The organism is Aeromicrobium phragmitis (assembly GCF_003674095.1).
Lineage (GTDB): Bacteria > Actinomycetota > Actinomycetes > Propionibacteriales > Nocardioidaceae > Aeromicrobium > Aeromicrobium phragmitis.
The window spans coordinates 310,198-332,148 of the sequence record NZ_RDBF01000002.1 but is presented as its reverse complement, the minus strand read 5'-3'; the positions used below and the strand labels follow the sequence as shown (position 1 = coordinate 332,148).

Sequence of the window (21,951 nt, the reverse complement as noted above, 5' to 3'; positions counted from 1 at the left end):
TCGCTGCGATGGGCGCGCGTCACTCGGTCATCGTCACCTTGGACAGGCCGCGGGGACGGTCCGGATCCAGGCCCAGTGCGAGCGAGGCCCCGAGCGCGAGCTGCTGGCCTCGAATGGTCGCCAGGATCGCCTCGAGCTCGGGTTCGGTGGCACTGAAGGCGACGCCGCCACGCGGGCCGACGAGAACGGTCGGCGCATGGCCGGCCAGCTCGTGGAGGAGCGCGGTCGTATCCGTGTCCGGGCGCGTCGACCCTGCGAATCCGACGACCGGTGTCCCACCGACGGCGAGCCGTAGCGGACCGTGGCGGAAATCGGCCGTCGAGAAGCCGTGGGCCATCAGGCCCGTCGTCTCTTGAAGCTTCAGGGCCGACTCGAAGGCAGCAGCGGCTGCGTAGCCCCGGCCGACCATCGCGACGTTCCCCGCCGCGGTGATCGCTTCGATGATCGGATCGAAACCCGAGGCGTCGTCGAGCACCGCTGCGGCATGGTCGCCGAGCGCCGACAACGCGGCCGGGTCGAGCTCGACGTCACTGACCGCCGCGGCGACGGCCGCTCCCGCGAGCATCTGAGCCGTCACGGTCTTGGTGGCCGGCACTGCTGTCTCGGGCCCGACATCGAGCGCGAGGTGAACGCCGGCGGTCTGTGCGAGCTCCGAGTTCTCGTCGTTGGTCATGCCCACGACGAGGGCCCCTGCCTCACGGAAGCGGCCCGCGAGGTTTACGATCTCCGGGGTCTGCCCGGACTGGGATACCGCGAGCACGGTCCAGTCGCCGTACCGCTCGGTCGCCTGACCGAACGAGGTGTAGACGCTGGGAGAAAGGAGGCTGACCGGCATGCCGCTGCGCACCTGCGCGCTGTAGCCGGCCACCCGCGAGGCGTTGTCGCTGGACCCGCGGGCGAGGATCGCCAGGCCGGCACGGCGCTGCACCCCCGCCGCGCGAAGCTCGGCGATCAGCTCGGGAAGACGCCCGGCCATCGCGGCCAGCGCCTCCGGCTGCTCCTGCATCTCCCGGCGCATCGCGCCGCCGATCTGACTCATGTCGTCCTTTCGTGGTCGGGGTCCAGGAGCGCGTAAGGATCACCGATGGCCAGCGATCCCTCCGGAAGGCCGAGCCAGCGCGCCGCAGCCGCCCCGATGTCGGCGAGTGAGGAGACATTGAAAGCCCGCCGGGGCGGCAGCTCGCCGCCGGTCCCGACGAGCACCGGAACCCACTCGCGGGTGTGAAACGGGTGCCCGACCGAAGGGTCGTTGCCGTGATCTCCGGTGACGATCAGCAGATCGTCCGGACCGAGAGCCTCGGCCACCCGGGCAAGCGCCGTGTCCGCCAGTTCGAGTTGGTCGGCGAAGGCACGAGCATCGCGCGAGTGGCCGGCCAGGTCCGTCTGCTGGACGTTCGCGACGACGAGACCGGTCCCGGTTGTCTGGGCGACCGCGGCCATGATCGCGGCGGTGTCGACGGCTGGTCGCCGGTCGACCGCGGCATCGGTGACCAGGAGATCGGCGGCCTTGCCGATCAGGGAGACGGGAACGCCCGCGCGTACTGCCGCCTCGGGGAGTTGCCGGGCGTGGTCGACGGTCGCCCCGAGGTGCTGCACCTCCAGGCCACCGTTGCGGTAGAAACCACTCGCTGGCGTATCGAGTCCGACCGTGCCGTCGGCACCGTCGCGGACAGCGTCACTGAGCGCTCCGTCCGCATGCCCGCCAACGGCGATGACGCGTGCGACCGGAGCGACGTCTCGCACGACCTGGGCGATGTCGACGATCGCCGCGAAGGTCAAGTCCTCCAGGCGGCACGAGACGTTCCAGTTGAGTCCCGGGTCGGCCTCGAGGTTGTCGTGCACCAGAGCGACGCCATCGACGACGAGCAGTGGCCGGTCGTCGAGGGTGTGCACGTCGTGGCCGCGCCTTCGCAACGCGTCGGACACAACATCGAGTCGCTCGGCGAGCTTGCACAGCACCACGTGGGACATGTCCGCACCCATGAGGGTCTGATGACCCGCGAACGAGTCGGCACCCGGGTACCCGAGACCCGCACGCGCCCCGCTCCCCCGCAGCGACGGCGCGGGAGCGGGGAGGCTCCGAATCAATTCAGGCCGCGTCTCCACGAGACCCAACGCTGCCAGGTACGGGATCTGCAACGGTCGAGCGCGCTCGCGTAGGGACCAGGCGACGACGGCACCGAGCGTGTCGGCCGACGCGTCCTCAGCCCGCAGCGCGGCGGCGTCGGGCATCGCGCCGATCCCGAAGCCGTCGAGGACCACGATCGTCACCGAACGACGCGAACGGACGGTCATGACAGCCGCCTTCCCAGGGCGTCGTAGATCCCGTCCAGGTGCGGCCGCCCGGCGCCGACGCCGGAGACCACGGCGACGCGGGACCGGGTGACGAAGATCTGTGTCCGGAAGGCCATGACGGCGGTGTCCCCGATCGCGGCTTCGGGACCGTCGTCGACCCAGGTGAACCGCCGGTAATAGTCGATGCTCGCCGCCGGGGCCTTGTGCAGCACCGCACGCCGCCGCCCTCCTGCGGTCGCGACGACCATGTGGCGGGCATGCCCACGGTGGTAGAACCCGCCACCGAAGACACTCGCAGCGGTGCCCAGCTGGGCGATCTCGGAGACGTAGACGAGCGCCGGCACCTCGCTGAGCTCCGCGTCCACCGCGTGTTGCGGTGTAGTGCCGGTGAGGGCGTGCCCGGGTTCGCCGAACGCACCTCCCAGCCGTGCGATGTCCGGGATGGAACTGACGCTCGTGTGGCTCGGGATCGACACGACCGGCTCGATGCCTGCGTCGCGCATCGCTGCGGCGGCATCTTGAACTCGGCCCAGCGTGGGCGTCGGTTCGGGGCGACCCGTCTCGGGCTCGAAGCTGAGACACGGGAAACCGGTGACCCCGGCGAGCTCCGCTCCCCGCAGACCCGCGTACCGATCGAGGACGGCCGCGACCTCCTCGGGCTCGAATCCGCCGTCCTGGCCGGGGTAGGTCGATTCCTGCGTCCCACGGACCTTCAGCAGCACCCGCTGGCGTCGCCCGCGCTCGCGAGCGACGGCATCGACGGCCTCGAGATTGGCCGTGTCCGTCACGGTGACGAAGTCGGGGCCGTGAGCGAGCAACGACGGCAGGCGACGGCGCGGTACCTGCACGAGGTGCCCGAGGTTCCCCAGCCGTGCGCCCGCTGCGAGCAGGGCATCGGCCTCGCGGTGGTCGATGGCGGCCGCCGCCGGGATGTGCTCGGCGATCGTCTGGGAGATCAGCGGGTTACGCCCGTACTGCTTGGAGACGAACCACAGCCCGACATCGTGGGCTCGCGCGGTCTCGGCGAGCACCGCGGCGTTGGCACCGACCGTGTCGCGGTCGATGACGTAGGTGTCCGGTTCGATGGCCCCCGCTTGGTGCAGTTCCACGGCGATGTCGATCAGCGCGGGGTTGCGCCGCTCCGTCATGGCGAGGAACATCAGCGGTCGCCTCCCGCGATCGCGTCCCGGAGGATCCGAGCGGTCAGGCGCGCGCCCGCCCGCATCGGATTGATCCTCACCGCCCAGTCGCGCAGCTCGGGCTGCGCGTCGAGCGTCGAGGAGGAGAGCCGGTAGATGAGCGGCGTGATCTCGTGCCGGGAGTTCGAGCCGACCGGATACGGGGCGGCGCCGTAACGGGCGGCCCACTGTGGCACCTGGGCGGCGACAGGGCGGTCGAGCAGCGCGATGACACAAAGGTCCTGGGCGTTCGCCAGACGCGCATCGACGATGCCGGGAACCTCGCCGGCCGCGAGCAGCTCGGCCAGTTCCACCGAGGCCCGTGCTTGGGCGGCCCAGTTCAGCGGGACCATCACGAGCGCCTGCAGTGCGGCGAGCGCCTGCCCACCCTGGACCTGCCCGCCGCCGGAGTAGTTCGCCGCTCGTGCCTGCTCGACGATGTCGGCGTCTCCGAGCACGACGCCGACTCCTTCGGGGCCGTTGAGCTTGAACAGCGAGAACGCGGAGACGCTTGCGCCGTACTCGACCCCGATGCGCGGCGTGCGGTAGACGGCGTAGTTGTCGTCGACGATGACTCGCCGTCCGACGGCGCGTGCGCGAGCGATGACGTCCCCTGGCCGGTGACGATCGGTCAATCGCTGCCGGGTGTGCTGGACGTACACCCAGCGCGCCGGGTCCTCGGCGAGGGCGTGGTCGAGGGCGGCCGCGTCGTCGAAGTCGACCCGGACCACGTCGGCCGCGCCGTCATGCAACGTGGTGCCCGTCGTCGAATAGTCAGGGGCGGCGTGGGCCAGGAGCCGCCGCTCGTCGCGGGCCCAGGGCCCGGCCGAGAGCGCCGCCCGGATCGCGCCGGTGCCGGCACCCTGCACAAGGCAGGCGTCCTGGGCACCGAAGGCCTGCGCGAGCGCCAGCTCCGCGCGCCGCGTGGTGTCCGGCTGCCCGAGCCCGGGCAGCACCCCGACGTCGGCACGGAACATCGCACCGTCGGGGAAATGCTCCGCGATGGCCTCGACCAGCCGTTGCTGCGCGTCGATCGCATCCTCGGCGGTGGCGATCGGCAGCGGGGTCGTCGGCGGCAGGCTGGGGCGTTCGCTGCTGCGGTGAGCCAGGGAGCTCATGGTTTCTCCGTTCCGTTCAGCCAGCGCAGCGCGTTGGCGCGGTAGAGCAGGTCGGCGGTCGCGTCGTCGATCCCGTGCCGGTCGAGTGCCGTGCGGAAGGGACCGAGGACGTGCCCGAAGCCCTGGCCGCCGTTGACGGTGAGATAGCTGTCGCGTGAGATGTCGTTGCTCAGCAGGATGTGGCGGGCATAGCCGGCCTCGACGAGGTCGAGCAGCATCGCCACCCGGCGCTCGTCCGCCTGATACGAGGTCTTGCCGACCGTGTCGAACGCGATGTACGCACCGGTCTCGGCGATCCGGCGATGCTGAGCACCGTCGTCGCTGAGGTCCTGGTGACCGATCGAGATCCGATGCGGCTCCAGGCCCTGCGCGGTGAGCAGCTCGAGTTGCTCGAGGGCGCCGCGTCCCAGGTGCGCATGCGTCGCGAGCGACAGGCCGGTCTGCGCCGCGGCTCGTGCCGAGGCCACCAGACTCGTCCGCTCGGCCGGGCTCGCGAACCCGTGGCTGCCGATCTCCCCGAGCACGCCGGGACGGATCCCGCTCTCCCCCACCCCGTCGCGGATGTCGCGGACGAGCAGCTCCACGGCGTCCTCGACCGAGTCGCCCGGCTCGCCCTGCGGGTGGAAGCGCTCGTAGTACCAGCCGGTGGCCACGACGACCTCGACTCCGGCGCGCTCGGCGATGTGGCGCACGGCCGCGGGGTCTCCACCCATCCCTCGGCAGGTCAGGTCGACGACGAGCGCGAGCCCGTGCTCGTCCTTGGCCCGCGCCAGCTCCTCGGTCACGGCGTTGCCGTCGCTCACCACGGCGGACGGATCGTCCGTCGTGGTGAGATCGAGCGTGAGGTGTTCGTGGGCGAGCACCGGCCCCGTCACCTCCTCGGGCTCGAGGAGCCCGCTGACGGTGCGGATCGGCATCAGGTCGCCACCGGCGCGACCAGGTCGACGAGGTACAGCAGGTTGAGCACCACGCCGCTGACGATCACGGCGGTCGGCCCGGCGGCCATGCGCACGATCGGGCGGCCCATCGACTCGTTCAGCAGGTACAGACCGCCCACCATCGCGATGCCGAGACCGCCGCCCATCGCCAGGCCGGCCATGAGCGAACCGACGAGGATCGCGAGCGAGAGCGACTCGGTGATCGCGTTGCGGATATGGTCCGCGGCGTCGCGGACGCTCGGCCAGTGCTGGAGCCAGCGGCCGAGCGCACTGAGCAGGAGAACCTCCGCGCTCATGATGATCGCGCCGAGCACGAAGGCGATGACGAGCGCCAACGCCCACTGGTCGACGAACAGATGCGTCAGGTAGCCCACCGGGTAGACGAACGTGAACCCGGCCATCGCGTAGGCGCCGGACGCCAGCGCGGTCGTCGCGATCAGCGGAACGAACCCGAAGGCGCGGAGGAAGTCGACCTGAGCCGCCTCCGCGTAGGAGCCGTCGGCGACGAGGAAGCTCGTGGCCTCGCCACCGCCGAAGACGCCGCTCGCGGCCAGGGCACACACGAGTCCGCCCAGGATCGCCAGCCAGACGACGTTCTTGCGCAACCGGTTCGCGTTGGGACCGAACAGCTGATCCGACGCCGCAGCCGAGGCGGCCTGCTCGTCGGCGTAGGCCTGTCGCTCGGCCTCGGATTTGCCGGCGAGTTCGAGCACCGCGACGCGCTTGGTCGCACGATCGCGTGTGACGGCGAAGACCAACAGCAGGATGACACCGAGAGCCATCGCGATGGACCCGGCGAACAGGTTGGGCCACACGTTCATGGACAACAGCACGACGGCGATCTCGGCGACGAAGGTGATGAGCCCCTTGACCCGGCCGAACTGCCGCGTGATGGCCAGCACCGGGAAGATCGTGAAGAGCCACAGGATGGGCGTCGAGATCTGCTGCAGCGACGTGATGAAGTCGATCGGCAGCGCGATCGCGGCGGAGTTGGCGGCGTTGAGCCCGAAGACGCAGACCGCTCCCCAGGCGGCGCCCGCGGCGGCCGCGAGCGAACGCCAGGGGGCGAGCAGGCCAAGGATCTCGACCGGCAGGAAGACGAGCCAGGGGTTGAGCACGCCGGTCGACAGCGCCATCGGCGCGCCGAGACCGAAGATGAAACCGGCCGACAGACCGAAGACGATCGTGGCGGTGGCGAGGCGGGTGGAACGTCCCTGGATGTAGTCGAGCAGGAACGGGCGCGCGCCGTCGTTGAACACCGCGAGGGCGGCGTTGGCGATCACGGCCGCGAACGCGCACAGGACGATGACGAAAACGGCCTGCCAGGGATCGAAGGAGACGGTGGTGGTTTCCGCAGCGAGAAGAGACATGGATCAGTCCTCACGCTTCGCATCGAGCGCCGCCCACAGCAGCGGCACGACGTCCTGGACCTGGTCGAGCGCGAACCCGAAGGCGCGGTTGCCGGCGTCGACGGCGTCCTGCACCGCCTGTGCGCTCGGCACGGTACGACCGAACGTGTGCGTCTTGTCCGAACCGAGGAATCCGACGAGCACACCGAGGCTCGCACCGGCACCCGTGTGGCAGGTGCCGAGGTAGTAATCGGCCTGTCCGGACTTCAGCTGGACGGCCGCGTCCATGTCCGTGCCGATGACGACGGTGTCCTCGTCGCGGAGCAACGGGCGTAGCGCTTCGGCCACCTCGGCCTTCGCCACTCCCCCAGCGATGATTCTCATGACTTCTCCTTGCGTGCAGTGAGGGCGAGGGTGCCCAGGTGAAGACTCAGGTACTGCTGCTCGACCGCCGACAACCCGACTCCGAGGTCCTGGTCGGCGCGAGCAGAGAGTTCGGCGGCGGCGTCGATGGCGGCGGGGAACGCCTCCACGACCTCCCGGTAGACGGTGTCGCCAGGCGGGTCGATGTCGGGCTCATGGCGCAGCATCCGTCCCAGCGCGGCGACCAGATGCGAGGTGAGCGAACCGGCAGTCGCCTCGGTGACGAGGTAGTCGGTCTCGAGCCGGTGCAGTTCGCGCTCCACGAAGTCGACGACCCCCGGCGGGGTGTCGGACATCGCGCGGAACAGCTCGAGCCGCTGACGCAGCGGGTCATCCATGAGGGGCGTCCTGTCAGTACGTGGGGATGCGGCGCCCGGCGACGACCTCGTCGGCGGACTCCATGATCAAGTCGTCGCCGAGCGCGGCGCGCACCGGCGTGGGGACCGTGTCGGCCCCGCTGCGCGCGACGATGACGGCCGAGGTCGTCGCGTGGTCGTCGACGCCCTCGAGCGGATGCACCGTCACGGGAATGGAGATGTGAGCATCGATCTCGTCAAGGTTCCAGACGGTGGCGTCCACCAGACCCTCGGCGAAGTATCGGGTGAGCTGGTTGTAGGAGACTTCGACACGACGCTCGGGTGGCAGGTCCGGGAACCGCGCCATCGTCAGCTCCCGCTGGTCGACCGAGGCCGGGTCGACGGCGACGCGAAGATCCGGGTCGTCCGGGTCGCGTCCCTCGACGACGACGAGTCCGTGCGCACCGACGTAGGTGTGCGGACCGAAGTCGTGCACGATCTCCACACCCGGCTCGGCCTCGGCCGAGAACCGCGACATCACGGCGAAGTCGGCTCGTTCCTGCTGAAGCGCGCGCGCCCGATCGATCGAGCCGCGCACGAACATGAGCGTGAGCGGAACCCCTGCGCGCCCGAAGGCGGCGTGGAGGCCGGTGGCAAGACCCTCGTACCGCCGGGAGTACGGCAGCGGCATGGCGACCGACACCGACTGTCCGCCGGCCAGTTCCCAGATCAGGCTGTGATCGATCTCGGCGATGAACGTCCCGAGCTTGCCGCGCGGACGGATGCGCACCGCGCCGGCCTCCTCCAGCAGCGCGAGCGCCGCCTGAACGGTCCCCTTGCCGACCCCGTGGCGCTCACTGAGCTCCTGAACGGTCGCCATGCGGTCGCCCGGAGCAGCGCTGGACAGCTCGACGGCGAGTTGGTGCGCGACGGCACCCGCCTTCGACATGAGCACCTGCATCCGGGACATGCCGAGACTGTATCCAATATTCTGGATATTGACTAGAGGGTGAACGGACTGCGTCTCAGCGCGGTGGGTCCGGTGACGAGACGCCGGGGAGAATCAGCCGAGCAGGATGGCGAGCTGTCGCGATTGCGCGACGAGTCTGCCCTCGCCGTCCCAGAGCTCGCAGTCCTCCTCGTGGAAGCCGTTGACGAGGTGGCGGGTATGCAAGCGGGTGGCGATCCAGCCGGGAGCAGGCAGCCGATGCAGGTGCACGCTCAGCTGCACCGTCATCGACACCGACTCGCCGATCTCCATGACGGGCGGCGCATATGAGTCGCACAGGAGCGCCAGCGCCGGGAAGTCGACCTCCCGACCCCCGCGCAGCCTCTGCCACAACAGCGCGCTCGGGTCCCCCGACGGGGCGCCCGTGGCCCAGCCCGGCGCGGCGGGAAGCCGGTACTCGACCTGCCCGAAGATGCCCTCGGCTTTCATGCCGGACGCGAGCGGGTCGAAGCACTTTTCGGGGTCCGGCAGCTCCGGCGCCTGGCCGAACTCCTCCGTCCGGCCGCCGTCAGGGCGCCCCGCGAAGTTGGCGACGAGGTGGGCGACACCCTTCCCCTCTTGCGTGAGGGTCGCCGAGGCAGTCTGAACCCGTCGGCCGGTACGGATGATCTCGGTGGCCAGCTCCGCGTCGCCCGCCTCCGGTGACCGCAGGTAACTGACCGACGCCACGAGCGGGTCGCCTGCACCGTCGACCTCCGCGGCGAGGCCGCGCAGCATCGCGGCGAGGAGATATCCCCCATTCGGTTTGCCGAGCGGAGTGTTCCATCGATCTGTGAGGGTCAGCGCACGCCGGCCGGGAGCGATCGATCGCGAGGAGGTGTCGTGCGCGTAGGTGTCATCGGTCACGAGCTCATCCTGCACGACCCGTCGGCGCCTCTGCCGCGTCCGGGTCCGCGCCACGCGGCAATCCGGGCGCGAGCAGGTGTCCGGCGATCACGACGGCGACGGTGGTGAGCACGATCGCCGCCGCGGCCGTCGCTGCGCCGAGCGGCTCGGTCAGCACGAATTGCGGAACGTGACGGCTGGGGATGGCGACGGCGAAGACGAAGGCGCCCATCAGGCCGAGCCAGCTGCCGGTCATGTTCCCGCGATGCGCGAGGACCTGACCGCGCACGGCCGCCACGAGTCCGAGCGTCACGGTCACGATGGTGACGATGCTCAGCACGTGCAGAGCGCTGAAACTCCCGGGCCGGATCTCGGTGATCCAGAACGACGAGATCGCCACGAAGAGCATGAGCCCGACCCACACGCGGCCGATGAGCCGGTGAGCGGGCGTGCCCTTGGCCGAACCGAACAGTTGCCACGCGCCGAGGCCAAGCGCCACGAGGGCGGCCGCCGCGTGCGAGGCGAGCAACGGAGTCCACATGAGCATTCCTAGGGAAGAACGGCGAGGAGCCGTTGGACCGGCTCTTCGATATCGGACAGCTGGATACCGGCCGAGTCCGCCAAGGAGGCGAAGGCCTCCTCCAGGACCTGGGAGCAGTCGGCCAACAGCCGCCCGCCCTTGTCGGTCAACGTCACGGTGCGACGGTTACCGCTACCGGGGATGCGTGCCACCTCGACCAGCCCGTCGGCAGAGAGGCTGGTCAGAATTCGGCTCGCCGACGGCTCCGAGACGGCCAGCTCGTCGGCCACTGCACGCTGCGTGCAGGGACCGAGCCGGTCGATCGTGAGCAGCGCCAGGAAGCGCGTATACGTGAGGCCGGCACGCTCACTGAGGATGCGGTCGGCGGCCCGGTCGAGACGCGCGACGAGCACGTGAAGTGCGTGCGCAGGTGAGGGATGGGCGTGGTCCACGCCCAATAGTTTACCTACGTAAGTTACTAATGCAAGTCTCGACGCTCGTACACCGCGATGTCGTAGCCGGCGTACGAATCGCGGGAGGATTCGAGCCACTCGTCCGGGTCGATGGCGCCGAAGAACGCGTCCCCCTCCGGAGCGAGCGCCACGTGCGTGACGACCATGCGGTCGGCCAGCCGCCGGGTACGCATCTCCTCGTACACCTGCGCCCCACCGATGACGAACACCTCGTCATCAAGCGTCTGAGCCGTCGCCAGCGCGCTCTCGATGTCGTGGACGACGTGCACTTCAGGAGGTGCCTGCCAGGCAGGATCACGCGTCAGGACGACCGACGGGCGGCCCGGGAGCGGGCGGCCGATCGACTCGTAGGTCGCTCGGCCCATGACGATGGGATGACCCCACGTCAGCTCCTTGAACTGCACCTGGTCGCCGGTGCGCGGCCACGGCATCTGACCGTCGCGGCCGATGACGCCATTCTCCCCCACCGCGACGACGAGGGTGACGGTCATACGGCGACCGGCGCCTTGATGGCCGGGTGCGGATCGTATCCGAGGATCTCGACCGACTCGATCGTGAAGTCGTCGATCGAGCGGATCGAGGGATCGAGCCGCAGGCTGGGGAGCGGGCGGGGCTCACGCGTCAGCTGCTCGCGCGCCTGGTCGAGATGATTGAGGTACAAGTGAGCATCGCCGAGCGTGTGGACGAAATCGCCCACCTCGAGCCCGACGACCTGCGCGACCATGTGCGTGAGCAGCGCGTACGACGCGATGTTGAACGGGACGCCGAGGAAGACGTCGCCCGAGCGCTGGTACAACTGGCACGACAGCTTGCCGTCCGCGACGTAGAACTGGAAGAACGCGTGACAGGGTGCCAACGCCATGCGATCGAGGTCGGCGACGTTCCACGCACTGACCAGGTGACGGCGCGAGTCGGGATCCTGCCGCAGGTTCTCGATGATCTGCGCGAGCTGGTCGATCTGCCGCCCGTCCGGCGCGGGCCAGGAGCGCCACTGGTGCCCGTAGACCGGACCGAGATCGCCGTCCTCGTCGGCCCACTCGTCCCAGATCGAGATCCGGTTGTCCTTGAGATACGCGATGTTGGTGTCGCCGGAGATGAACCAGATCAACTCCCCCACGACCGACCGGACGTGCACCTTCTTGGTCGTGACGAGGGGAAAACCCTCGGACAGGTCGAACCGCATCTGGTGTCCGAAAACGCTGAGCGTTCCGGTGCCGGTGCGGTCGGACTTCTCGACGCCTTCGTCGAGGATGCGCTGCACAAGATCGAGGTAGGCCCGCATGACGCCAGACTACCGCCGACCACGGACACCCCGGACGCACCACACGGGCCGATCTCGCGAATACGTCGCCCGTCGCAGCCGAGTGGTCGAGTAGCGGCGAGGAACGAGCCGCGCATCGAGACCAGTTCACGTGACGTGGTCTCGCTCCATCGCGGCTACGCCCTTGCTGCGATGGCTCCATGTCGGTCGCTGAGCGACCTGCTACTCGACCACCTGTGCCCGGGGGACGACGCGCCTATCGACCGACGGGGGGTCGGGGGGACGCCAGGCCGGGGCTCGCGGTGAAGCCAGCGACCCCAGCACGAGCGGCTGAGCGTATGGCATCCATCTCGCGCACGTCAGCGAGCACGGACCTGACCGAGGTCCACGCCGCAGAGTCGGCGAGATCATGCACGCCCGCCCCGGCGCCGCCCGCATGGAAGCGGTGCTGCAGGCCCTCGTTCACACTGAGGGCCGTCCGGACGAAGGTGACGGCTTCGACCGGCTCGAGAGTGCCGTCGCGCACGCCCTCGTCGACGAGAGTGCGGAGCCGGTCGACCAACTCGCCGTAGTCGGCGTGGAAGTCGTCGAACACGTCGGGTTGGTCGTGCGCCGCCTCCTCCAGGTCGAAGAAGTCGAGCGGTGCGGAGCACATCTGCACGACGTCCTGGTAGAGCACGATGTAGAGGCGGACCGCGGCGGGAGCATCCTCCTCCACGAGCCGGCGAGCCGCCGTGAGGGAGACACGGTTCTGCTCCATGATCTCCCGCAGGATCTCGTCCTTGGACCGGAACCAGTAGTAGATGGACGACTGCCGCAGACCCGACGCCTGCGCGATCTGTGACATGCGCGTGGCGTGGAAGCCCTGGGCGGCGAACAACTCCGCGGCCGCGGAGACGATTCCCTCCCGGGGGTCCTCCATGACCACCCCGCTCCGTCGTGGCCGACCGCCGAGCCTCGGGGAGTTCACCATGGGCTGAATGGTAGCGACGTGACGTCGGCCTGAGTCGTCGTTCCGCCCGCCGGGGCGGGGTGCCGTGGCATCCCGCCCCGCGTCGGTCACGGTTCAGTCCTGCGTCGCGAAGAGCGCCTCGAAGTCCTCCGGGGCCTTCGACAGGATGCCGAAGCGGACCGCGTACTCGGCGTAGGACTGCAGCGCCTCAACGTCGTCGTCGTTGGGGAACAACGGCAGCGTCATCCGCTCAGCCACGTCCTCGTCGATGCCCATCTCCTCGACGGCGACCTGCCGGACGAGGTCCGGATTATGCTCCGCGAAGTCGTTGACCTCGACCATGGCTTCCTTGAACGCCTTCACCACGTCGGGGTTCTGCGCGGCGTACTGCTCGGAGGTGGAGTAGTAACCGCCCACCTGCTCAGGAAAGGCCTGCGCCCCGGCGCTCATCAGCAGCTCGTATCCCTGGTTCATCGCGGGCGTACGGAACGGCTCGGAAACCCAGATGGCGTCGACGTCACCGCGTTCCAGCGCCTCAGCCATGTCCGGGAACGGCAGCTGCGTCCACTGCAGGCCCTCGTGATCGATCCCGAGGTCCTCGAACGCCTTGCGGATATGCACTTCGCCGATGTTCTGCAAGGTGTTCACGGCGATGTTCTTCCCCGCGAGGCCCGACGGCTCGTCGATCCCGCTGTCGGGGCGGACGAGGATGCCGTGGTCGTCGTCCTCAAACTCCGCGTGGGGCGCCCAGCTGCTGTGGACGATCTCGAGCGGCAGTCCTTCACCCAGTGCCGCCAGCTGGCTGACGGTGTTCGAGTAGCCGAACTGGTTCTCTCCACTCAGCACGCTCGGAATCACGGCGGCTCCACCGTCGGCGAAGTTCACCTCCAGATCGAGCCCGTGCTCCTCGAAGATCCCCTCCTCGATACCGAGGAACAGCGGGGCGCTCAGCACCGCGGGGATGGTTCCGACGCTGACTTCCGTCAGGCCTTCGGCATTCTCCTGCGAGGCAGCGCCGCCGCAGGCGGTGAGGAGGGTGGTTGCGCCGAGGAGCAGCGCTCCCAGGCCGGTCGTGCGTCGGGTTCGGGTGGTGGTCATGACGGTCTCCTTTTGAAGGTGGGGAGTCAGGCGTGCGCGAGCGTGGTGTCGTGCACCATGTCTCGGATTCCCCCGAAGACGTGGGCACGGAGTCGGGCGAACTCCGGTAGTGACTTGGTCGCGATCTGGTCGCGCGGGAATGGCAGATCGATGTCGACGACCTCGGCGATGCGACTGGGCGAGCGCGTGACCATGGCGACGCGGTTGCTCAAGTAGACCGACTCGTCGACGTCGTGCGTGACGAACAGGATCGTCGTGCCGGTCTCTTCCTTGACCCGCAGGACCAGGTCCTCCAGATCCGCACGAGTCTGGGCGTCGACGGAGGCGAACGGCTCGTCCATGATGAGGACCTTGGGACGGTAGGCGATGGCGCGCGCGATGGCGACTCGCTGCTGCATGCCTCCCGAGAGCTGGAAGGGCTTCTTGTCGACGGCGTCGGAAAGTCCCACTTCGGCGAGGGCGGTAGTGACACGGCGGTTCCGCTCCGCGGCCGTGTTGCCCTTCTTCATCAGTGGGAGTTCGACGTTGGTGCCGACCGTCGCCCACGGCAGGAGCGACCGCGCGTAGTCCTGGAAGACGATGGCGAAGTCCTCGGGCGGACCGTCCACCTCGCGTCCTTGGAAGTACACGCCGCCCGATGTCGGCCGGTCGAGGCCGGCGATGCAGCGCAGGAGCGTCGTCTTTCCGGCGCCCGACGGTCCGACGATGCTGAACAACTCGCCCTCCTGGACGGTGAACGACATGTCGCGGACGGCCGTGAAGCCGCCTTTCTTGGTGGGGTAGGTCTTCTCGAGTTCAGTGACGATGAGCACGGTCGGTCTCCCTGACGAGTGGTGTGCTGCTGCGTGGGTGTGAGGTGGGTGGTCGCGTCGCCGTTGACGGCGGCCACCAGTGGCGCCATGACTTCGAAGGAGTTTCGAACGTATATCGAAAGACGTAGGGGCAGGTTGATTCGGTTTGCCGTTCTCGTTACGAGTGCGTGTCCGCCGCCGGGCGCGGGCCGCGGCTCACGCGTCCTCCCTCCGCGGGTCGCTCCAGCGCAGGAGCACCCGTTCGAGGAGGGAGTACGCGAAGGTGATGCTGAAGCCGAGTACTCCGAGGACGACGATGCCCGACCACATGGTCACGAGCTGGAAGGTCGCCTGTGCCTGCGTGATGACGAATCCGAGCCCTTCCTGAGCGCCGACCATCTCGCTGGTGACCATGAGGATGAGCCCGAGCGGAATCGCGATGCGGATGCCGACGAGGATGCGCGGCAGCACCGCCGGCACCACGATGAACGCCTGACGCTGGAACCCGGCGATCCGGAAGGCGCGAGCGGAGTCCCTGAGCGTCGGGTCGATCCGTCGTGCCCCGTCGGCCGTGTTCAGCAGGACGGGCCACAACGACCCGAGGGCGATGAGGAAGATCTTCGTGTTGTCCCCCACCCCGAACAGCATCATCGCGAAGGGGATGAGAGCCGTGGCGGGAATCGCCCGTGCGAACTCCAGCGCCGGTGAGATCGCCTGCTCGACGAAGGTGAGCTGTCCGATCACGAGTCCGATCGCGACTCCGAACACGATCCCCAGGCACAGGCCGAGCGACAGGGTCGTGAGGCTCGCGCCGAGGTTGCGCAACCCCTCCGCCGTGCGCCAGTACTCCCAGGTCTCGTCGAGAATCGCCGGCAGAGCCGGGAAGTAGACGTTCTCGCTCCCCCGCGACAGCATGAACCAGGCCCCGAGAGCGGTGAGAGCACCGGCCGCACCGATGACGGCACGACCTCGCGCGGTCGAGACGGACGTGGTGAGTGTGGTCATCGCGATCCCTCCAGTCCATGGCTGGCGTTGAGGCGCTTCTCGATACGACGTACGAGCACGTTGAGCACGATCCCGGCGGCTCCGCTCAGTGCGATGTAGGCGTACATCCGAGCGGGGTCGCCGGCGCTGCGCGACATGGTGATCTCGTGTCCGATGCCCGGCATCTGGATGATGATCTCGGCGGTCACGATCAGGATGAGCGTCGTCGACGCCGCCAGCCGGGTCGCCGTGGCGAGGTGCGGCAGCATGCTCGGCAATTGAATCCATCGGATCCGCTGCCAGGTGCTCAAGCTGTACGACCGCGCCGTGTCGAGGGCGATCGCCGGTGCCGATCGCACGCCGGTGATCACCGGCACGAGCACCTGCCAGAAGGCGGCGAAGCAGGCGAGGAACAGCGCCGCTCCCGAGCCCGTCCCGATCGTCAGCACCACGAGCGGGATGAGCGCCACCGAGGGGACGGGCCGCATGAACTCGATGACAGGTCGCAGGAACGCCTCGAGCGGGCGCACGAGGCCCAGGAGGACGCCGACCGCGGTCCCGAGACCCACCGAGACCAGCAGCGCGAGCAGCCACGTGCGGACGGTCGACATCAGTGCCGGGCCCAGCGAGTCATCGCCCAGCTCGCCGACGAACGTCCGGACGATCTCGCTGGCAGGTGGGAAGTAGCCGGCGGGGAGAACGTCGGTGCGGGTGAGCGCCTCCTGTGCGCCGATCAGCACCGCGACGGCCACCACGGGGCGGGCCACACGGGCGACGCGGGGACGACTGGTGCGCCGACGGGCGACGGGCAGCGACTGCACGGCGGTCACGGTTCCAACCCCAGGTAGCGCTCCACCTGCAGGTTCACGCCTGCCGTGGCGTACTCCTTGCGGGTCGTTTCGAAGTCGAAGTGCAAGCGGGAGTACTCAACCATCGTGTTCGCGACGTGCATCCGCGCGGCCTCGGCCGCCCGCAAGGCATCAGGCACGTCGTACTCCGAGAGGCACTGAGCGAGCGTTTGAGCGTCGACCAACGCCTGGTTCGCGCCCTGTGCCATCCCGGGGTACATGGGGTGGGCGGAGTCGCCGATGAGCATGACGCGTCCATCGACCCACGTGGTGAGGTGCTCACGGTAGTGGCCGATCTCGCGGCCGATGATCGAGCCGGGCTCGCTCGCGGCGATGATGTCCGGAACCGGCGTACCGGTCCACTCCCCGTAGGCGGAGGTGACCTCCTCGAGCCCGGTCAGGCCGTCGATCGTGCCGTACCAGTAGGCGTGGGTTTCATCGATGGGGATCCAGCCGAAGTGCCCACGCTCCCCGAACACGTCGGCCTGAACGTCGGTCGGGACGCCGGCGGCGGCACACTCGAAGACACCGCGCCACCGGAAGAAGCCCTCGTCGGTGAACTCCGGAGGGGCGTCGAACATCTGGTTGCGGATGCGCGACCCGATTCCGTCGGCACCGAGCAGGACGTCGCCGGTGAGGCGAGAACCGTCGGCGAGCACGGCGGTGACCGCCTCGGCGTCCTGCTCGTAGCCCTGAACGGCGGCGCCGAAGACGATCTCGTCCTCGTCGAGCCCCGCGGCCAGCATGGCGTTGAGGCGACGACGCCGGGCGCCGGTGATCGGTGCACCGAGTTCCTCCCCCCAGCCGCTGACGTCGGTATCGGTGGTCATGGTGCCGTCGCTGTCGAGTGCCCACCAACGGCGCATCGCGGCGGCGTCGGCGAGGTACCGGTCCCCCAGGCCCAGGTCCTTGAGCACCCGGACCCCGTTGGGCCAGATGTTCAGTCCGACGCCCGCAGTACGCAGTTCGGGCTCCTTCTCGAGCAGCCGGACCTGCCAGCCGTCCCGCTTCAGATGCAAAGCGGCGGCCAGGCCGGCGACCCCGCCCCCGCAGATCAGTGCTCGCCTCATGCGCTCTCCCCTTCTCGTGGGTCCTGTTCGGCTCGGATCGCGCTCAATCGCTCGACGGCCTTGATGAGTGCTCCGTGGTCCTGCCCGCCGTCACCGGCCGCGCGCAGCCCCTGGACGAGCTGGGTCACGACGCCAGTGAGTGGTACGGCGACTTTGGCGTCCTCGGCCGCAGCGAGGGCGATCTTGAGGTCCTTGTGGTGCAGGTCGAGCCGGAAGCCCGGAGTGAAGTCGCGAGCGAGCATCGATGGTGCCTTCACCTCCAGCACCCGGCTGCCGGCGAGGCCCCCTTGAAGCACGCCCAGCGCGGCTTCGATGTCGACCCCCGCCTGGCCGAGCAAGGTGAGTGCCTCGCCGGTCATCGCCAGCGCACCGGCGACGAGCATCTGGTTGGCCGCCTTGACGAGCTGCCCCGAACCGACCGGCCCCACGTGCGCCGTGATGCCGGCGAACGGCGCGAGCGCCTCCTCGGCGTCACGGACCGCGGTCACCTCGCCGCCGAGCATGATCGCCAGACGGCCGGCCACGGCCCCCGCCTCACCTCCGCTCACGGGCGCGTCGACGAAGCGCAGTCCCCGCTCCGCGAGCGCCTCCCCGAGCGCCTGAGCTGCCCCGGGCGCGATGGTGCTGCAGTCGATGACCAGGGTCTCGGGACGCGCTGTCAGCGCGATACCGTCCGGGCCGAGCACGACGGACTCCACGTCCGGCGCGTCCGGCAACATCGTGATCACCACGTCGGCCTTCTCGGCCACCTCCGCGGGCGTACGAGCCGCCTCGGCTCCGGCCGCGACCAGCGCGTCGAGGGCCGGCTGAGAGCGGTTGGTGCACACCACCTCGTGGCCAGCCTCCACCAGGTGCCTCGCCATGGGCCGGCCCATCACGCCCAGCCCCACGAATCCGATCCTCATCGGTACCTCCTCAGTAACCGCGGTCGAGGTCGACGACGTTGCGGAACTCGCGGCCGGCGACCAGACGCTGCAGGTTGTCGACGAACAGGTCCACCTGCCGGTCTCCCAGCAGCTGCGACGCGTGCGAGTCGTGCGGGAGGACCTCCGCTCCCGGGGCGCTCCAGAGCGGGTCGTCGGCGGGGAGCGGCTCCTGCACATGGCAGTCGATGAGAGCCCCGCGCAGTTGCCCCGAGTGCAGGCCGTCGATGATGGCCGCCGGATCGCAGATGGCCCCGCGGGCGACGTTCGAGATCCAGCACCCCGGCTTCATGGCCTTGACGGCGTCGGCGTCGATGAGACCGCGGGTCTCAGGCGTGAGGGGCGCGGCGACGAGAAAGTAGTCCGACCGGCCGAGCGCCTCATGCAGCGAGGCGGTCGCGACCACCTCGTCGAAGCCCTCCACGGGGTTGCCCCGCCGGTTGACGCCGATCGTCCGCATGCCCAGCACCTGGGCCACCTGGGCGGTTCGAGAGCCGATGTTGCCCGTGCCGAGCACGGTGAGCACCGAACCAGCCAACTCGCGTGCCGGGAGCTCGCGCCATCGGCGGGCCCTCTGGTCCTCCCAGCGCTGACGTAGTTTCTTGGCGTCGGCCAGGATGCCGGCGATCACGGTCTCCGCGATGGCATTGGCCGCCACCCCGGAGGCGTTCGCCAGCGTGACGCCGTCGGGAATGATCGAGACGAGATGCTCGGCGCCGGCGCTCATCGACTGCAGGAGCCTCAGCTCGGGGTTCATGAGCTGCTGCAAGCCGGCACCGGTGAGGATGCCCTGCTCGACGTCGAGCTCGGGCTTCGAGCCGCTCGTCTCGACCATGATGGCGTGCGGCGGGCGTGCCGGCCCCCGGCCCGCGTTGAGAGCGGAGACCGGGAGGTGCTCCAGCCACACCTCGTCGGCGACCCCCGTGATGCGGGCGCGTTGCTCGTCGGTGAGCCAGATCCCCTCGTCGGGGTCGGCGGCGCCCTGGACGGCCTTCGGCAGTCCGGCGACTACCACGTTGAGCGTCATGTCGTGTTCTCCTTCGGTTGCTCCGCGAGGACGGCGTTGCAGTGGGACGGGTGGGGATCTAAGCGCCAGCGCCGGCGAGGAGCAGCCGTAGCGCTGCGTCGACACGGTCCTGCTCCTGACGACGCACGCCGGGGCGCCCGGCGACGTGGCCGAGTGGTGAGGTGAGAGTCCACAGCTCGCCGTTCGGCAGCGCCGCGGCCTCCTTCTCGTTCTCGGCCGGCGTGAAATAGCGGTCGGTACTGGACGGCATGAGGACCGTCCGGGCGCGGATGCCGCCGAGGGCCGGCTCGAGCCCGCCGCGTCCGACTCCGAGATCGGCGGCGAGCCACGTACGCAGGCTGGCGAGGAGGTCGAGAGCATCGAAGGCCGCGTGGTCTGCGCCCCAGGAGTCGAGGACGTCCGCGATGCTGCTGTACCCGAGTTCGGCGAAGTGACCGTCCTCGAAGAACTCCTCCGAGTACGCCCACCCGGCGTAGACGCGCCCGAACGCATCGAGCCCCCGCGCCGCGGGCCCGTCACCGAGCTCGGGATCGACACGGAGCACCGCCGCGACCGACTCGAGGAAGACGCGGTTGATCGCGGAGCAGCGCGCCGCCGAGCACAACGCCAGCACGGCGCCGATGTCGCACGGGCGCTGCGCTGCGAGCTCGAGCGCCTGCATCCCGCCGAGGGACCAGCCGGCCGCGAGGTCCACGTGGTCGATCCCGAGCGAGTTCAGGACGGCCCACGTCACCCGTGCGAGGTCACCGACGCTGACCTGCGGAAACGGTGCCTTCATCGTGGAGGGCGACGTGGAGACCCCGCCGCCGAGGTGGTTGACCACCACGACGCAGTGCCGGGACGGGTCCAGCGGCCGTCCGGGGCCGATCCACGGCGCGTAACTCTCGTCGGTGCCGGTGTAATACGTGAGCAGCACCACCGTCGCTTCCGCCGTGCCCGCGGACGGTCCGTGCACGCGATAGCGTACCTCGGCGTTCGGCAGTGACTCCCCTGAGCCGAGGACGAAGTCCTCGAGCAGGAGTGTGCCCGGCGTGCCCGTGTCGATTCCCATGACTCGTCCGCCGACTCAGTAGAAGCGGAGGTAGCGGTCGAGCTCCCAGTCGGTCACGGCAGTGGTGTACGACGTCCACTCGTCCCGCTTGAGGTCGATGAACGACGACCACAGCTCCTTGCCGCACACCTCCTGGGTGAACGGGTCCGCTTCGAAGGCGTCGATGGCCTCCTCGAGCGTCCGTGGCAGGAGGACGAGGCCTCGCTTCTCGTACTCGCGGGGGTCGACGGCGTGCAGATTCTCGGTGTGGAAAGAGTCGAGTTCGGCCTCGTCGCGAATCCCCTCCAGCCCGGCGGCCAGCAACAGCGCCGCGGCAAGGTGCGGGTTGGCCGCCGAGTCGACGGCGCGACACTCGACGCGTCCGCCTCCGAGGGGGATCCGGAGCATGTTCGTGCGGTTGTTGTTTCCGCAGCTGGCGAAGATGGGTGCCCACGTTGAGCCGGACATGCTGCCCTGACGGACGAGCCGCTTGTAGCTGTTCACGGTGGGTGCGATGACAGCGCAGATGGCGGCAGCGTGCCGGACGATGCCGGCGGCGAAGTGGTACCCGCGTTGGCTTAGGCCCGCGCCACGGGGATCCTGATCGGACTCGAAGAGATTGGCGCCGGTGGCCAGATCCGCGAGGGACATGTTGAAGTGCGCCCCGGAGCCACTGCGGTCGGCGAAAGGCTTGGGCATGAACGAGGCGTAGGCGCCGTGACGGCGGGCGACCTCGTTCGCCATCGCCCGGAAGATGACCACCCGGTCGGCCGTCGTCATCGCGTCGGAGTAGGCGAAGTCGATCTCGAACTGGCCGCGGGCGTCCTCATGGTCGAAGGAGTAGACGTCCCAGCCGAGGTGGTTCATGTGGTCGACGAGTTCCTGCATCCAGTGCAGGTTGTCCAGCAGCGGCGGGACGGCGTAGCAGGGCTTGTCGAGGGTGTCGCGGTCGCTCACGTTGCCTCGGGAATCCTCACCGTCGGTGAGGACGAAGAACTCGGTCTCGACGCCGAGGTTCATGCTGAGGCCCTCCTGCGCGGCGGCACGCACCTGGCGCTCGAGGACGTTGCGTGTCGAGGCCGCGAAGTCCTCTCCCCCGACGGTCAGGCGGGACAGGAACAGCGCCACCTCCGGTTGCCACGGCAAGACGACGCCGCGATCGAGGTCGGGGCGGGCGGAGAGCTCCTCGTCGTTCACCTCCTGCGGCAGGCCGTCGAGCGCGGCGCCGGTGAAGAGCTCCGAGCCGCCGGCCATGTCCACGAAGTGCCCGATGGGCACCATCTTCCCTTTCAGGTTCCCGTGGAGATCGGTGTAACCGGCGATGGCGAATCGCACGCCGTCGTTTTCGAGTCGCTGTCCGACGGCATGCGCCGTCGAGTCCTGTGACGTCACGATGAGCCTTCCCTTGGAGGTTTCTACGAACTATCGAAACTCTAGGGAAGGTCATGTTTCGTCCGTTTATCGTTGCCGTTGCGAGTCAGTGACCCTAGGTGGCCGGAGCTGATAGGGACCGAGCCCCTCGATAGGTGGTCGAGTAGCCGCG

At 69.2% G+C, this 21,951-nt stretch carries 24 protein-coding genes; all 24 read right to left on the bottom strand.

Going from position 1 to position 21,951, the window contains the following annotated elements; genetic code table 11:
* Positions 1–19 precede the first annotated feature (19 nt).
* The 24 genes from D9V41_RS04485 to glnT all read right to left on the bottom strand — a co-directional run bounded on the left by D9V41_RS04485 (position 20) and on the right by glnT (position 21,800).
* Positions 20–1,039 carry an SIS domain-containing protein gene (locus tag D9V41_RS04485; protein ID WP_121793324.1) on the bottom strand — a complete coding sequence of 340 codons (1,020 nt, stop codon included), beginning with the start codon at positions 1,037–1,039 and terminating at the stop codon, positions 20–22.
* Complete coding sequence (locus tag D9V41_RS04480) at positions 1,036–2,295, bottom strand: phosphopentomutase (RefSeq protein ID WP_121793323.1); 1,260 nt, start codon at positions 2,293–2,295, stop codon at positions 1,036–1,038. The genes D9V41_RS04485 and D9V41_RS04480 overlap by 4 nt, the downstream gene beginning before the upstream one ends.
* A complete protein-coding gene (locus D9V41_RS04475) occupies positions 2,292–3,455 on the bottom strand; it encodes an alanine racemase (protein ID WP_121793322.1) in 1,164 nt (387 codons plus the stop codon). Before D9V41_RS04475 ends, D9V41_RS04480 begins: the two co-directional genes overlap by 4 nt.
* The gene (locus D9V41_RS04470; RefSeq protein WP_121793321.1) at positions 3,455–4,591 is read right to left on the bottom strand and encodes an aminotransferase class V-fold PLP-dependent enzyme; all 1,137 of its coding nucleotides are present in this window, start codon (positions 4,589–4,591) and stop codon (positions 3,455–3,457) included. Before D9V41_RS04470 ends, D9V41_RS04475 begins: the two co-directional genes overlap by 1 nt.
* A complete protein-coding gene (locus D9V41_RS04465) occupies positions 4,588–5,508 on the bottom strand; it encodes a phosphotriesterase family protein (protein WP_121793320.1) in 921 nt (306 codons plus the stop codon). The genes D9V41_RS04470 and D9V41_RS04465 overlap by 4 nt, the downstream gene beginning before the upstream one ends.
* On the bottom strand, positions 5,508–6,899 hold the full coding sequence (locus tag D9V41_RS04460; RefSeq protein ID WP_121793319.1) for a YhfT family protein: 1,392 nt from the start codon (positions 6,897–6,899) through the stop codon (positions 5,508–5,510). Before D9V41_RS04460 ends, D9V41_RS04465 begins: the two co-directional genes overlap by 1 nt.
* Positions 6,900–6,902: 3 nt before the next feature.
* The gene (locus D9V41_RS04455) at positions 6,903–7,262 is read right to left on the bottom strand and encodes a DUF2620 family protein (protein WP_121793318.1); all 360 of its coding nucleotides are present in this window, start codon (positions 7,260–7,262) and stop codon (positions 6,903–6,905) included.
* The gene (locus D9V41_RS04450) at positions 7,259–7,639 is read right to left on the bottom strand and encodes a transcriptional antiterminator (RefSeq protein ID WP_121793317.1); all 381 of its coding nucleotides are present in this window, start codon (positions 7,637–7,639) and stop codon (positions 7,259–7,261) included. Before D9V41_RS04450 ends, D9V41_RS04455 begins: the two co-directional genes overlap by 4 nt.
* A 13-nt stretch (positions 7,640–7,652) precedes the next feature.
* Complete coding sequence (gene yhfZ / locus D9V41_RS04445) at positions 7,653–8,567, bottom strand: GntR family transcriptional regulator YhfZ (RefSeq protein WP_121793316.1); 915 nt, start codon at positions 8,565–8,567, stop codon at positions 7,653–7,655.
* Positions 8,568–8,660: 93 nt separating this feature from the next.
* Positions 8,661–9,452 carry a thioesterase family protein gene (locus tag D9V41_RS04440; protein ID WP_166375910.1) on the bottom strand — a complete coding sequence of 264 codons (792 nt, stop codon included), beginning with the start codon at positions 9,450–9,452 and terminating at the stop codon, positions 8,661–8,663.
* A gap of 4 nt (positions 9,453–9,456) precedes the next feature.
* Complete coding sequence (locus D9V41_RS04435; RefSeq protein WP_166375909.1) at positions 9,457–9,972, bottom strand: DUF2306 domain-containing protein; 516 nt, start codon at positions 9,970–9,972, stop codon at positions 9,457–9,459.
* A gap of 8 nt (positions 9,973–9,980) precedes the next feature.
* Entirely contained in the window at positions 9,981–10,403 is a 423-nt protein-coding gene (locus D9V41_RS04430) for a MarR family winged helix-turn-helix transcriptional regulator (RefSeq protein ID WP_166375908.1), read from the bottom strand.
* A 26-nt stretch (positions 10,404–10,429) separates the two neighbouring features.
* Entirely contained in the window at positions 10,430–10,915 is a 486-nt protein-coding gene (locus D9V41_RS04425) for a dihydrofolate reductase (RefSeq protein ID WP_121793312.1), read from the bottom strand.
* A complete protein-coding gene (locus tag D9V41_RS04420) occupies positions 10,912–11,706 on the bottom strand; it encodes a thymidylate synthase (protein ID WP_121793311.1) in 795 nt (264 codons plus the stop codon). Before D9V41_RS04420 ends, D9V41_RS04425 begins: the two co-directional genes overlap by 4 nt.
* A gap of 235 nt (positions 11,707–11,941) precedes the next feature.
* Entirely contained in the window at positions 11,942–12,658 is a 717-nt protein-coding gene (locus tag D9V41_RS04415; protein WP_121793310.1) for a TetR/AcrR family transcriptional regulator, read from the bottom strand.
* Positions 12,659–12,751: 93 nt separating this feature from the next.
* Entirely contained in the window at positions 12,752–13,735 is a 984-nt protein-coding gene (locus D9V41_RS04410) for an ABC transporter substrate-binding protein (protein ID WP_121793309.1), read from the bottom strand.
* 26 nt (positions 13,736–13,761) lie between these two features.
* Complete coding sequence (locus D9V41_RS04405) at positions 13,762–14,547, bottom strand: ABC transporter ATP-binding protein (protein ID WP_121793308.1); 786 nt, start codon at positions 14,545–14,547, stop codon at positions 13,762–13,764.
* A 195-nt stretch (positions 14,548–14,742) separates the two neighbouring features.
* Positions 14,743–15,531 (bottom strand): ABC transporter permease, encoded by a 789-nt coding sequence (locus D9V41_RS04400; protein WP_121793307.1) that lies wholly within the window; start codon positions 15,529–15,531, stop codon positions 14,743–14,745.
* The gene (locus D9V41_RS04395) at positions 15,528–16,340 is read right to left on the bottom strand and encodes an ABC transporter permease (protein WP_121793306.1); all 813 of its coding nucleotides are present in this window, start codon (positions 16,338–16,340) and stop codon (positions 15,528–15,530) included. Before D9V41_RS04395 ends, D9V41_RS04400 begins: the two co-directional genes overlap by 4 nt.
* Positions 16,337–17,428, bottom strand: coding sequence for an FAD-dependent oxidoreductase (locus D9V41_RS04390; RefSeq protein WP_121793305.1), 1,092 nt, complete (start codon positions 17,426–17,428; stop codon positions 16,337–16,339). The genes D9V41_RS04395 and D9V41_RS04390 overlap by 4 nt, the downstream gene beginning before the upstream one ends.
* The gene (locus D9V41_RS04385; RefSeq protein ID WP_121793304.1) at positions 17,425–18,333 is read right to left on the bottom strand and encodes an NAD(P)-dependent oxidoreductase; all 909 of its coding nucleotides are present in this window, start codon (positions 18,331–18,333) and stop codon (positions 17,425–17,427) included. The genes D9V41_RS04390 and D9V41_RS04385 overlap by 4 nt, the downstream gene beginning before the upstream one ends.
* Before the next feature lie 10 nt (positions 18,334–18,343).
* Positions 18,344–19,378, bottom strand: a complete 1,035-nt coding sequence (locus tag D9V41_RS04380; RefSeq protein WP_121793303.1) for a D-2-hydroxyacid dehydrogenase — start codon at positions 19,376–19,378, stop codon at positions 18,344–18,346.
* A gap of 58 nt (positions 19,379–19,436) precedes the next feature.
* Positions 19,437–20,429 carry an alpha/beta fold hydrolase gene (locus D9V41_RS04375; protein ID WP_121793302.1) on the bottom strand — a complete coding sequence of 331 codons (993 nt, stop codon included), beginning with the start codon at positions 20,427–20,429 and terminating at the stop codon, positions 19,437–19,439.
* 15 nt (positions 20,430–20,444) lie between these two features.
* Positions 20,445–21,800 carry a type III glutamate--ammonia ligase gene (gene glnT / locus D9V41_RS04370; RefSeq protein WP_121793301.1) on the bottom strand — a complete coding sequence of 452 codons (1,356 nt, stop codon included), beginning with the start codon at positions 21,798–21,800 and terminating at the stop codon, positions 20,445–20,447.
* Between the last annotated feature and the right edge of the window lie 151 nt (positions 21,801–21,951).